The sequence below is a fragment of the Spiroplasma sp. NBRC 100390 genome, from assembly GCF_001886495.1.
GTDB lineage: Bacteria > Bacillota_I > Bacilli_A > Mycoplasmatales > Mycoplasmataceae > Spiroplasma.
The window spans coordinates 215,941-229,383 of record NZ_CP018022.1 but is presented as its reverse complement, the minus strand read 5'-3'; the positions used below and the strand labels follow the sequence as shown (position 1 = coordinate 229,383).

Sequence of the window (13,443 nt, the reverse complement as noted above, 5' to 3'; positions counted from 1 at the left end):
ACTTCTTTTATCATTTTAAAAAAGACAATAAAAAACGAATTGTACAATTCGTTTTTAGCCAATATCTAATAAGTATAAACATAAAACGGCTTTTTTAAAAACCTTGTCTAACCGTTTTTCTGCATCAGGATCTTCTTGGTATGTTAATGAATTACGATATTTTGTATGTTGTAAAAAACTAAAAATATCATATTCTAACTTAGGATTAAATTCTTTAATATCTACTCGTTTTTCTTCTAACAATGGTAGTAATTTATTTAACACCGTTAACTTCGCACTGATATCACCATTATTAGCAAAATACTCCGTAAAGATTGCTTCCTTATTAATTTTTTCTTCTTCATCATTATCATTATCAAATGATCGCTTTGATGTAAATCCTGGTTTTCGTCTTAATTTTCTATTACCACCAAAATGATTTTCCTTTACACCAAAACGTTTGACCTTATAACCGTTACTAATAGTATCAACAACATCAATTCCAAATCAATCTAATAATTCATGAATTTTAGTTGAGTAACTGCCAAAGGCAATTGACTTATAATTATTTAAAGCAATAATATTTGGACCATCTGTTTCTGTTGACAAATTAACAACATTTAAAGTATATTCACAAAACTTTAACAATTCTGAATCTTCAACAAAAAAAGTATCAATTTGATTATAAATTACATCATAATTTTTTTGTTCTTTTTTCTGGTCCAATTTCTTATTTAAATCTAATTCCAAGTCATTGATTAAATCAATACTATAGCTTTCTTTTATAACCCCTAATTCTCGTAGGGTACTATTTAGTTCTAAATTAATATTAAAAAAAATAATTGCCTTATCAACATTCATACCAAATAATTTAGTTGATGAATTATCTAACGACGATTTAATAAATTGATCATTAACCATCACTGACCAATCAGATAAAATTTCTTTAAAATTTGTTAAAAAATATGCATATCTTTCATTTTCATTTTTATCAAAAATTGACATACTTCACCCCTGATTATATTTTTTGTTTCTATATTAGGTATATTATACCAAAAAAGCAGGATTAATTAAAGTACTCCTTCTTAAAACTTTTATAACCCCTTAATTAAAATTTATCTACTTGTTAACACTCACGCTTGACCATTTATTTAAATTAATCTTTATTATCTGTCTTTTAATAAAATAACTTTTTCTAAAAAATTAAAAAAACATATCAATGGGAATTTGATATGTTTTATTTATTGTTTCTTGTTTCTTATTTAAATTAAATATACTTGAAATGGTGGACCCGAACGGGATCGAACCGTCGACCCCCTGCGTGCAAGGCAGGTGCTCTCCCAGCTGAGCTACGGGCCCAAAATTAGATAAAAAATGGTCGGGCTAAATGGACTTGAACCATCGACCTCACCCTTATCAGGGGTGCGCTCTAACCAACTGAGCTATAGCCCGAAAACCTAAATCATTATAACATTAATTTTGTTTAAAAAACAACTATAAAACCAAAATATTTTAAAAAATAATGGAATAATTTTAATTGCCCTTATCCAATTTAAAATTTTAATATATTACTAAAATTTAAAAAATAAAAAAGTAATTCAGACTATATAGTTTCACTTAAAAAGTTAAAAATTAAATGCTAAAATATTTTTAATATCAACTATGAAAAATGAAAGAAGACAACAAATGAAAAAAATTTTTAACTTATTAATTATTACAACTATAACCTTTGGAGCTATTCCAAATCTAATAGCTAATAATTCATATGATATTCAAAATCAAACTGTCTTACCAGCAAACACAGAATGAGAAACAATAGAATATCAAGAACGTTTAGAGTTAGAAAATCGTAGTATTGACGATTTAGAAATGACACAACGTACACAAATTTGTTTAAAAGAATCAGGAATTTATACAATACATGATTTTTTGTCAAAAACAGAAGATGAAATTAAAAACATTAAGAATTTAACAAGAAAATCATTAGCCGAGATTAGACAAAAAATGAACGAATTAGATTGACATTTCAAAGTAACTAATAAAAAGCAAGAAAACTAAATTGCTATCAATTAGCAAATAATTTTTTAATTAAATTCTAACTTAAAATTAGGTTTAAAAATAAACAACACTGAATAAATTATCGCAAATAATTTATTCATTTTTTTTGCAGAAAAACTAAATAAAATTAGAAATAGACAACACAAATTCTAAACATATAAAAATGTCTCTCCTAACTTTATATATTAATAACAACCTGAAAAGGTTCTTATTAATATATTTTTAGTTAAAAGAAACATTACAAAAGTAATTTAAATTACTTTCTATTTTACAATCGGATTTAAATCTTCAATATCATTAACATTCGCGCGATTTGATTTTTTACGAGTTTGTTTTTCTAACTTTGCTTGTAATTTTGCCGCTTTTAATTCTTCTTTTGCTAAACGTTTTGTTTCTTTCTTTGACATTTCTGGATTATGATTAAAATCATCATCATTAATAAAACTAAAGAAATCATCATCGCTTAAATCAATTGGTTTTACTGCTGCCTGAGATTGTTGTGTTTCATCTTGGTTAATATAAACCGGGTTGGTCACAAAAGCCTGTTCGTAATATTCTGGATTTCCTATACCAGTTTGATTTTGATTTGGTTGTTGTTCTGTGGGTGCACCTTGTTCTGCAAATGTTTGTGGTGTTGGTACGGTGCCCCCAAGTAACTCAGTTCCTTGTTGTTCTAAAGATGGTTCATTTGTAACAATCGTTGGCGCAGGATTATATTGTTGCTGTGCAGTAACAGGTGTTATTGGTTCTCCTTGTGCTGTTTGTCCTGATTCAGTTTTAGTTTCATTAAGATTTGAGACAACCGTTCCGGTTTTTAACTCATTATTTTCGGCACTAAATCCACGATTACTTTGTTGATGATCATCATCACCATCACGTTTTCTTAAATCATTATCCCTTCTACTGCCCTGATACTTTTTTTCCGTAGAATCTTTTCTATGATAATCTTCGTCTCAATGTTCATTATATCCGCCATGGCCACAAGTGCATCCTCCACCACAACTATTTTGTGGTCAGCTGTTTGGATACATGCCATGATACATTCCCGGGTGCATTCCCATCGGTGGCATTGGTGGCATCATTGGATAATATGGATATGGTGCTGGCGCTGGTTGCTGAGCTGGCGCTGGTTGCTGAATAAAAAAAACTTGTGGCGAAGCACCACTAGCCGCAGGATACGGAGTAACAACTTGTTGTGGAGGTGTTGAATATTGTGGAACTGTTGATACTGCTGGATAATTATTTGCAGATGAAATTGATGGTGATAACGTTAGTGTACTAATAAACACTTCGGCATCACGACGACTTCTAAATAATGCTATTTCACTATTGGTATCATGTGACTTCACTAAATATCCTTCTTCATTTGGTAAGATATAAAAGCCATTATTCATTACTACACCTCATTTACCCTATCTTCTACCCATACTCTATTACATATATTATAGCATAAAAAAAAGAAATAATATATAGTATCATATTTATTTTTTGATTAATAGATTATTGCTTTAAAAAATAAAAAAAGATAAAACCTATCTTTCTCTAATATTTAATCTTTTTTAGACATAAACCATATGGTTTTGCACAATATTTTGTTGTTTGACCAACTGGGGGATAATTTAAATTTTTTGTTAATTGTTCTAAACTAATTTTACCCCAATAACATGCTAAAATATTTTGTGTTAACATCCGAATTTGATAACGAATAAAACCTTTTGCAATAAAATGAATCTCAATTTTTTTTGCTTTGTTTCGTTTAACATAAATTTTCTTAATTATACGACGCGTAGTAATTTCTTCGCCTTTTTTTACTCCCGAAAAATAAGCAAAGTCATGCTCACCAACAAACACCTGACTAATTTGATGTAATTTTTTAATATTCAATAATTCATCAACTTTTAATTCATAGCGATGATTAATGAGATCATAGGCATGATCATTAATCGTATAAACATATTCTTTTAGTTTTGTTGTACGAACACTAAAATTATCAGCAACGACTCGATAACCTTTAATATTAATATTAATTGGTAAACTTTTACTAATTGTTTTAATAAAAAATGCTATGTTTCGTGGTTGGAAAGGAATCTTAACTAGAACTTTTTGATCACAAGCATGAACACCAGCATCAGTCTTACTAGCTCCTAATGTTCAAATTGGTTGCTGACAAATGCCAAAAAATGCTCGTTCCAATTCCCCTTGAATTGTTCTTGCATTTTTTTGTTTAACTCAACCACTATAATCATAACCATCATATTCAAGGGTTAATAATAACGATAACATTATCATCCTAAAACAAAATCATCAATATGGGGAATGCGAATTTGTAAGAATCCAGTTGGGATTTTTCCAAATGTTCAGCCATTTGTTCCTCAATATCAAACCTCATAAAAAGTTTGATACTGACCCATTGTCACTGATTGCGCAATAATAATACTTGCAACCCCAACACCAAAAATAAATAATAAAATATCTGGAAAATGAACAAGATAATGACGATAACGTGTTCGCTTAGCATGAGGATCATAACCACGAGCATCCATTGCATAAGCTAAATCTTCTGCCTTTTGGAAAGCTGATACTAATAACGGAATAATCAAAGCTGTTGTTGATTTAATTTTATCTTTAAAGTGACCATTACGAAAATCAACCCCTCGCGAAGCTTGGGCCTTCATAATTCGACCAGCCTCTTCAATTAGTGTTGGAATCATTCGTAATGCAATCGAGATAATTGTTGATAAAATATGAACCGGGAAACGAACTAATTTTAAAGGACTTAATAAATCCTCTAATGCTAATGTTAAATCCAATGGTTGGGTTGTTGCTGTTAAAATTGTTGTAATCATAATCATTAAATAAATCCGACAAGCCATATATAACGCATTAAAAACGGCTTTTTCCGAAAAAGCAAATCAGCTCTTTCCACCTGGTGCAAAAGGACCAGTTGCTGTCGCTTTTCCACCTCAGTGTCAACCAATATAACCATCGGTTACTAAAAAACAGTTAATTAATAATAAAACGACAAACATAAATAAAATTGGTTTTAATAATGATACTAACAATCGTGGTGGTAATTTTGCTAAAAAAAACAACGTAAAAATGGTTAATCCTAGAATGGCATAGCCGGTAAAACCAGTTGAAAAAAAGATTGATATCATTAATGATAACAACATAAATAGTTTTACCCGTGGGTCCATTCGATGAACAACGGAATTATAGGCAATATAACGTCCAAATGATAAGCGCATCTTTTTATCCCTTTCCTTTTTGACCTTTACGTTGAATAATTTCTTTTGCTAATTCATCAATGTTCCGGATGTCAGCATCTGATAAATCAAATCCTTTTTCTTTTAATTGATAAATTAAATTATAAATCTTTGGTGGTTCAATTAAAAGTGTTTGTAATAACTCTTTGTTTTTAAAAATTTCAAAAGGTGTTCCAATCTTAACAATTTTCCCATCTTTTAAAGCAACAACTTCATCAGCAATTTCTAACACATGATCCATATTATGAGTAACTAAAATAATTCGTTTATTTTGTTCTTGATTAATCCGGGAAAATAATTTAATAAAGTCTTCTTCTCCTTCAGGGTCTAATCCCGCTGTGGGTTCATCTAAAATTAACGTATTTCCTTCCATTGCTAAAATTCCAGCGATCGCAACTCTTCGTTTTTGTCCTCCTGACAAGTCAAACGGTGAACGTTCTAGATAATTTAATGGTAAACCAACCATTGTTAAATATTTCTTAGCATTTTCCCGAGCAACGTCTTTACTCTCCCCCAAATGAACTGGACCAAACATAATGTCTTTTTCAATTGTTTCTTCAAATAACTGATATTCGGGAAACTGGAATACTAAACCAATTGATTTTCGTAATTGTTTAATATTTCTGATCCGTTTTTGCTTTGCCTTGATAATAAAACCATTTGCATCAACAACTCCGGTTGTTGGAATTAATAAACCATTAATGTGCTGAATTAAAGTTGATTTTCCACTTCCAGTTGAACCAATAATAGCAGTAATTTTCCCGGGTTTAATAACTAAATTAATATCTTGCAATGATTTATATTCATATGGTGTTTTTGGTGCATAAACATAAGAGACATCGGTAAATGTAATGTCAATGTTTTGTAAGGCCTCAATTTTAGTTTTCTTTTTTACTTTTGACATATTTCATCCACCAACTCTCTAAGATCTAGCGTATTTTTAACATTTAATCCATTTAAACGTAAACTATCAATTACTCGCGAAACAAAGGGCACATCTAAATGAATTGATTTTAGGAATTCTTCATCATACAAAATTTCATGTGGTTTTCCACATTTAACCATTTGCCCCTTATTCATTACAATAACTTTATCAGCATTTAAGATTTCGTCCATATCATGGGTGATTGAAATAATTGTTTTTTCACGTGATTCTTTTAAATCAACCATAATTTGTTTAATTTCTTTCCGTCCTTTTGGATCTAACATACTTGTTGCTTCGTCAAAAATAATGATATCAGGTTCTAATGCTAACGCCGAAGCAATCGCAACACGCTGTTTTTGTCCCCCCGATAACATTAATGGTTCATGGTCAAGAAAATTAGTCATTCCTACTTTTGCAGCAGCTTTGTCAATAATTGCTTGCATATCTTTTTGTGGTATTTGGCGATTCTCTAATCCAAAAGCAATATCATCGCGCACAGTTGACCCAATAAATTGGTTATCTGGATTTTGAAAAACAATTCCTAAGAATTTACGGATTCCAGTTAGCGTTGATGAATGAACTTCATTGCCAAAAACTTCAATTTTTCCTTTTTGGGGACGTAAAACACCAATAATAATTTTACTAATTGTTGATTTTCCACTCCCGTTGTGGCCAATAATCGTCACATATTCACCATGTTTGATTTCAAAACTCACTCCATCAACGGCATTAGGATGATTTTCACGGTAGCGAAATTCAACATCAGTTAATTTTAATGAAATATCATTTAGTTTCTCTAATTTTGAATTTGTTTTCTTTGCTTTTTTTGCCATTTTTTCTCATCCTCAATGTTAATTACATAATAGTTTAATTATATCTTAATATTTTTAAATATTAATTGAAATTTTATCTTTCCAATTTCATATTTAATTATATATAAATATTATAAATACACAACAAAAAATTTATTTTTCACAATAGCAACTACCACTGCCCGTTATTATTAAAATCATTATCATCTAAGTCAATATTTTGAATATAAACATCGCGTGGTTTCGCACCATTTTGTGGTCCAATAATCCCATTGTCTTCTAAGGCATCAATTAGCCGGCTTGCACGATTATAACCAATTGAAAATTTCCGTTGAATTAACGATGTCGATGCTTTTTGATTTAAGATTACAAAACGTTTAATTTCATTATACATTGGATCAATGTCTTCCCCTTCATTTCCACCACCAACTTCATTAGAATTTTCGATATTTAAGAATTCCTCATCAAATTCAGGTTCTTGTTGAGCGTGACAAAAATCAACTAATCGTTGAATTTCATCATCAGAAATAAAGGCTCCTTGTGCTCGCGTTGGAATATTCTGCCCGGCCGGAGCATATAACATATCACCATAACCAATTAATTTTTCAGCGCCACCTTGATCCAAAATTGTTCGCGAATCAATTGCAGAAGCAACAGAAAAAGAAATTCGTGATGGAATGTTTGTTTTAATGACCCCAGTAATAACATCCGTTGAAGGACGTTGCGTTGCAATCACCATATGAATGCCTGCTGCTCGGGCTAATTGAGTAATTCGCATAATTGAGTCTTCAATATCTTTTCCAGCTGTCATCATTAAATCTGCTAACTCATCAATCACCACAACAATGTATGGTAAACGTTCTTTTGGAGAAACTTTATTATTAAATGTTTCAATATTTCTAACCCCACGTTCTGACAACATACTATAACGGCGTTCCATTTCTGCAATAACTTTTTTCAAAGCTGCATTTGCAAATTTTGTATCAGAAATAACTGGTGCTAATAAATGTGGTAAGTTATTATATACGGCCAATTCCACCTGTTTTGGATCAATTAATAATAATTTAACTTCTGATGGTTTTGTTCGTAATAATAATGATGATAAAATCGTATTAATACATACTGATTTTCCACTTCCTGTTGACCCCGCAACTAATAAATGCGGCATTTTATCTAATTCCACAAAAATAATTTCACCATTAACACTACGACCAATTCCCACTAAAAGCTTCTTATTTTGTTTTTCTAATGGCACTCGTTCCATAATTTCACGTAATGTTACTTTGTTACTAATTTCATTTGCAATTTCAATTCCAACTGCTGACTTACCTTGAATTGGTGCTTCAATTCGAACATTTTGGGTCGCTAAAGCATATTTTAAATCATTTTCTAAATTCATAATTTTATTAACTTTAATACCTGGTTGCATCTGAACTTCAAACTTAGTAATTGTTGGACCAATGTTAACTCCTTGGACACTAGCAGCAATATTAAACTGATGAAAAACCTCATTAATTTTGCCAGCCTTTTTTTGAGCCGAAGTTTTATTACGTTCATTGTTCCGACGGTTATCTTCTTTTGGACTTAACAACCCCAAATTTGGTAATTTATAATGGGGATTATTAAAACTACTACGTCGCGGCGCAGCTTGACTAAGTTTTTTATTAACTTCAATTGTTTTTGGTTTTGAAGCACGGCGTTGTTGTGGTGGCATGCCAAAATTATTCCCGCTCATTAATGGTGGTTCATAAGGGGGATAATATTCTGACTGATAAGGGTCTGGTTCATTAAAAATTGGTTGATTACTCTGACGATGATAAATCCCATCATCATTAAGAACAGTTGAGTCAAATTGGTCATAGTCTTGTGGTTCTGAATTAAAATCTTCAACCTGAACATGATCATCATAAAATGATGTTTGTTTAACTTTAGTTGGATTAAGATTGCGATTAATTTTCCCAAACGGCGTGATATTTGTTTCCGAATTCAGCTTATCACGAGCAGCATCAATATTAACGTCTTTACCATAAGCAGAACTATACACTGGTAAATCGTCAATGTTTTTATTAGAATAATTATTGTTTTGACGATTACGTGGTTGAATATATTGTTCTGGTGCGGAATGGGTGTTTGGTGCACGTTGTAATGCTGTTGGATTATAATCATTAAATTTATCAGAGCGCATTCCTGATTGCCTTGCTTCTTGTTCATCAAAACGAACATAATTTTGTTTCCCTTTTTTCTTTCCAACAAAATCATCAGCAATTAAATCATCAATTAACCGTTGGTCATGTAAAGCAGTATAAGAAGGCATTTGAATGGTAATATCTGACGCTTCAGTTGTATGCATTACTTGCCGTGCTGAAAATAATTCCTCGTCAGGAATGTTAAACGATTGGTAAATATTTTGTTTTTGCCGACGATTAGCCGATAATCTTAACACTCGTAATCCTTGTTGTTGACGTTGTATTTTTGGCAAAAATAACCCCCAAGCTGTCCCAGTTGTTACTCAACTTCCTCATAATAAAAACGCTAATAAACAGAAAATTAGTGAACCAAAAATTGTCGTATAACTAAAAATTCCCGCTAGGAAATTTCCAATAATTCCGCCACCAGCATATAAAGTAATTCAAGCACCATTAAACCCAATAAAAGTAATTGGATGACTCGGATTAGAATTAAAAATTGAAGCATCTTGTCAATGTTGTAAATAATTATTAATAACGTCTAAAAAAACAGTTTTATTAAAAAAAGCAATTTGACCATTAGCATATTGATAAATCAATAAAACACTACTTACTAATCAGCAAGATAAAATGACAAAACTAATAATCATTCAACATACCCGACGTTTTAATTTAATTCGTACACCAATAAAAATGGTAACCCCTAGAATTAAGCATACTAAATATAGTAGATACTTAAATCAACCAAAGGCAAAAGTAAATAAAACATCATCCAAAAATTGCCCAATTAAAGTAATTCGGCCCACCGCAAGAATCGTAAAAAAAGTAACTAGCAATGCACCAATTACTCACCCGATTGAATCATTGCGGCGTTGTTTTTTTTCGACTTTTAAGATTGCAGTGTTCTCATTATGATCATTTAAAAGGTGATCATCATAAGATTTCTTTTTCATGGTGCAGCCCTCCTAAAATCCTAAATATTTAAGAATTACTTTAAATATGACCATACATTTAAAAGTTTCAAATATTTATCTACTATAAATATATCATAAAATTAAATTTCATTCACAATTGCTAAAATAATTGGTGTTTTTCCTGTTTCAGTTTTAACAAATGAACTAATTGTTGATCTAATTTCATTTTTAACTTCATTAACATCATACATTTCACCAGCAACAGCTTTTTTATAATGTTTCTCAATAATTTCAGTAATTACTTTTTGCATCTTACGAAAAATATCATTATTTTCTTGAATATAAATTACTCCTCGCATTTGTGTATCAATTAATGAAACTAATTCTTTTGTTTTACCATCAATTGAAACACCAATAATAACAACACCATCAGTTGCCAATTGTTTTCGTTCATTTAAAACAACAGCGCCAATATCACCGACTCCAATTCCATCAACATATAAATCAGCTGTTTTTACTTTGTTTGTTGTTTTTGTATATTCACCATCAACAAATTCAACACCATCCCCATTATCGACAATAAAAATATGTTCTGGGTTAATTCCAGCTTCAATTGCAGCAGTTTTTGCTTGAACGAAATCTTTGTATAATCCTTTGACCGGAATAAAGTATTTTGGTTTAATAATTGAACTCATTAACTTAACATCTTCATAACTCGCTGTCATTGTTCAAACTTTTTTATCCGATAAAGCAATTGTTTTTGCAACAGTTCGTGCTAATTCATCTAAAACATTCGCATGGTTTAATTCACTTCCTGGATTTGGTGGTGTCGCTAAAATAATCATATCACTTTCTTTAATATCTAAAATATCATCATTTCCAGAAGCAATTTTAATTAAACGACTATATAAACGTTCACCACTACCAGTTACAATAATTAAAGATTTTTCTTCTTTAACCGCTTCTTGTAAAACTTTAATATTAATACCATTAAAGTTTAATTTATTACTATCTGATAGCACTTTTAATGATTCTAATAAAGTTTGACCATAAATTCCAACTGAAATATTATTTTCTCGTACTAAGTCAAAGAGTTCACTAATTTTATGTAAATCTTGGTCAAAACAAGCTAAAATAATTCGCCCTTCTGCTTCTTTCACTGCTCGCTCAATATAATTTTTAATTTTATGGTTTGGTGCAGTATAATCGCGGCGTGATGCTGTTGAAGCTTCTGATAAAAATAATAATACCTTATTTTTAGCAACAATTTGATTTAAGTGTTGTAAATCAGTTGCAAAATTTGAATCAGCTTTAGCATCAAAAATATAATCTCCCGTATAAATAATTGTTCCATCTGGTGTGTGTAATGCAAACCCAAAACTATTAGGCATATTTGTTGTTGTTGAAAAAACTTCAACTTGACATGTCCCAAAATCAAGGACATCTTTTGCATTAATAACTTTAAAACATTCTTCTTTACCACGTACTTTAAAACGTTGTAAGTGGAATTTTAAAACATTACATGTTAAATCACTACCATAAACTGGTACTGGTAATTCTTTTAACATATAAGTCAATCCTTCTGAACACTCATCAGAAGGTTTCGTAATAAAAATCCCCTTAATACGAGCACGATTTTCTTTTAAATAATCAAAATTTGATATTACTACATCAATTCCTAAAATCCCCCGTTCAGGGTTCTTTGTTCCTGCATCAAAAATAAAAATATCTTGTTCTACTTCGATACAGTATAAATTCTTACCTCGCTCATCTAGGCCCCCAAGAGCGAAAAAACTAATTTTTGCCATAATTAAAATCTACTTCTTTCTATCCTTTTTTTGTTTAATACGCATTTACATTTCATTATTTAAATGTTTTTTTACATTGTTTTCTTAAATTAAATAAATGTAATCTTAATTATTATACATTAGTATTAAAAAAATACACAAATAATTAAAAAAATATCTTATTACTATTATAATAGCACATTTTTTCAGTTAAAATAATAAAAGTATTAATAAAGGATGTGAAAATAACATTGAAAGCAATATTTCCAGGTAGTTTTGACCCCATTCATGATGGCCATCTTAATATTATTAAGAAAGCAAGTGTTCTCTTTTCAAAATTATATGTTGTTGTTACAAATAACTTAGAAAAAACAGGACAGACTGACATTAAAATTCGAGCAGCAAAAGTTACTGCTGTTTGTCAAGAAATTAATCCTCGCATTGAAGTTGTCATTAATGATGAAATGTTAACTAGTGATTTTGCAAAAAAATTAAAAGTTAACTATATTATTCGAGGATTACGAAATAATAATGACCTAAAATATGAAATGGAATTAGCCTTTGCCAATAAAAAATTAAATGAAAATGTTGAAACAATTTTTTTTGTTGCTGATTATGGTTTAACTGAAATTTCTTCTACCTTTCTAAAACAAATTGAACAACTAAAAAAATAACACATAAAGGAGATGTTAAAATGAAATTAAATAACATTAAAAATGTTTTTATTTCAGGAGCAAGCAAAGGAATTGGTTTTGAGTTAGCAAAAAAATACTTAACCAACCATATTAATGTTTTTTGTGTTGCAAGAAACACAACACCAATTGCCACATGAGCAGAAGAACAAGATCTAAGTGATTATGTCCAAACATTTAATTGTGATTTAAGCGAAATTTCAGCAAACAGAAAACTGATTTCTGAACTTAATAAAATTGATTTTGATATCATAATTAATAATGCTGGTTTTAGTGTTTTTGGGATGTTTGATACTACTAATATTGATGACGAACTAAATTTAATTGATTTAAACATTAAAAGTCTACAATTTATGACAAAATATTTCTTTCTAAAATATCATAAGACTACCACTGAAAAAAGAATAATAAACATGGCTTCAATTGCCGCCTTTCAACCAGGACCATTGCACGCAACTTACTTTGCCTCAAAAAGTTATGTTTTAAATTTTAGTTGTGCGATAAATTTTGAATTGCAGCAACAGAAATCTAAATTAAAAGTAATTAGTTTATGCCCCGGCCCAATTGAAACAGACTTTTGAAATAGAGCCCAATATCAAAGTAAAAAACTACCGCCTGGTAGTATGAATGTCACTAAATTTACTAAAATTGCTTTTAAAAAAATTAATCAAACAAAAAAAGACGTTGTTTTAATTGGAAACAAAAATAAAATTAATGTTTTTTTCACAAAACATTTACCTCGTAAGATAGTTTTAAAACAAGTCTATAAAATGCAAAAATCAGGTTTATAATTTATAAACTAAAATATAAAATATAACAAATCA

General features: G+C 30.0%; 11 protein-coding genes and 2 tRNA genes. 3 read left to right on the top strand and 10 right to left on the bottom strand.

Annotation, left to right across the window (positions count from 1 at the left end):
• Positions 1–54: 54 nt before the first annotated feature.
• The 3 genes from S100390_RS00995 to S100390_RS00985 all read right to left on the bottom strand — a co-directional run bounded on the left by S100390_RS00995 (position 55) and on the right by S100390_RS00985 (position 1,431).
• Complete coding sequence (locus S100390_RS00995; RefSeq protein ID WP_070406451.1) at positions 55–984, bottom strand: hypothetical protein; 930 nt, start codon at positions 982–984, stop codon at positions 55–57.
• Positions 985–1,262: 278 nt separating this feature from the next.
• Positions 1,263–1,338, bottom strand: a tRNA-Ala gene (locus S100390_RS00990).
• A 16-nt stretch (positions 1,339–1,354) separates the two neighbouring features.
• Positions 1,355–1,431: transfer RNA gene (locus S100390_RS00985), tRNA-Ile, on the bottom strand.
• Positions 1,432–1,665: 234 nt separating this feature from the next.
• On the opposite strand from S100390_RS00985, the gene S100390_RS00980 reads away from it, so the two are divergent.
• Entirely contained in the window at positions 1,666–2,037 is a 372-nt protein-coding gene (locus tag S100390_RS00980; protein ID WP_070406450.1) for a DNA-directed RNA polymerase subunit alpha C-terminal domain-containing protein, read from the top strand.
• 263 nt (positions 2,038–2,300) lie between these two features.
• Here the strand turns inward: S100390_RS00980 and S100390_RS00975 are convergent, their stop codons facing one another.
• The 7 genes from S100390_RS00975 to S100390_RS00945 all read right to left on the bottom strand — a co-directional run bounded on the left by S100390_RS00975 (position 2,301) and on the right by S100390_RS00945 (position 11,948).
• Positions 2,301–3,431: a hypothetical protein gene (locus tag S100390_RS00975; protein ID WP_070406449.1), complete on the bottom strand. Its 1,131-nt coding sequence runs from the start codon at positions 3,429–3,431 to the stop codon at positions 2,301–2,303.
• 148 nt (positions 3,432–3,579) lie between these two features.
• Entirely contained in the window at positions 3,580–4,320 is a 741-nt protein-coding gene (locus S100390_RS00970; protein WP_070406448.1) for a tRNA pseudouridine synthase A, read from the bottom strand.
• Positions 4,320–5,285, bottom strand: a complete 966-nt coding sequence (locus S100390_RS00965) for an energy-coupling factor transporter transmembrane component T family protein (RefSeq protein WP_070406447.1) — start codon at positions 5,283–5,285, stop codon at positions 4,320–4,322. The genes S100390_RS00970 and S100390_RS00965 overlap by 1 nt, the downstream gene beginning before the upstream one ends.
• 4 nt (positions 5,286–5,289) lie before the next feature.
• Positions 5,290–6,207: an energy-coupling factor transporter ATPase gene (locus tag S100390_RS00960; RefSeq protein ID WP_070406446.1), complete on the bottom strand. Its 918-nt coding sequence runs from the start codon at positions 6,205–6,207 to the stop codon at positions 5,290–5,292.
• A complete protein-coding gene (locus S100390_RS00955) occupies positions 6,195–7,061 on the bottom strand; it encodes an energy-coupling factor transporter ATPase (RefSeq protein WP_070406445.1) in 867 nt (288 codons plus the stop codon). The genes S100390_RS00960 and S100390_RS00955 overlap by 13 nt, the downstream gene beginning before the upstream one ends.
• A 151-nt stretch (positions 7,062–7,212) precedes the next feature.
• Positions 7,213–10,179: a DNA translocase FtsK gene (locus S100390_RS00950; RefSeq protein ID WP_070406444.1), complete on the bottom strand. Its 2,967-nt coding sequence runs from the start codon at positions 10,177–10,179 to the stop codon at positions 7,213–7,215.
• A gap of 101 nt (positions 10,180–10,280) precedes the next feature.
• Positions 10,281–11,948, bottom strand: a complete 1,668-nt coding sequence (locus S100390_RS00945; RefSeq protein ID WP_070406443.1) for a ribonuclease J — start codon at positions 11,946–11,948, stop codon at positions 10,281–10,283.
• Positions 11,949–12,178: 230 nt separating this feature from the next.
• On the opposite strand from S100390_RS00945, the gene coaD reads away from it, so the two are divergent.
• A complete protein-coding gene (gene coaD / locus S100390_RS00940; protein ID WP_070406442.1) occupies positions 12,179–12,601 on the top strand; it encodes a pantetheine-phosphate adenylyltransferase in 423 nt (140 codons plus the stop codon).
• A gap of 20 nt (positions 12,602–12,621) precedes the next feature.
• On the top strand, positions 12,622–13,410 hold the full coding sequence (locus S100390_RS00935; protein WP_070406441.1) for an SDR family NAD(P)-dependent oxidoreductase: 789 nt from the start codon (positions 12,622–12,624) through the stop codon (positions 13,408–13,410).
• The last annotated feature ends 33 nt before the right edge of the window (positions 13,411–13,443 follow it).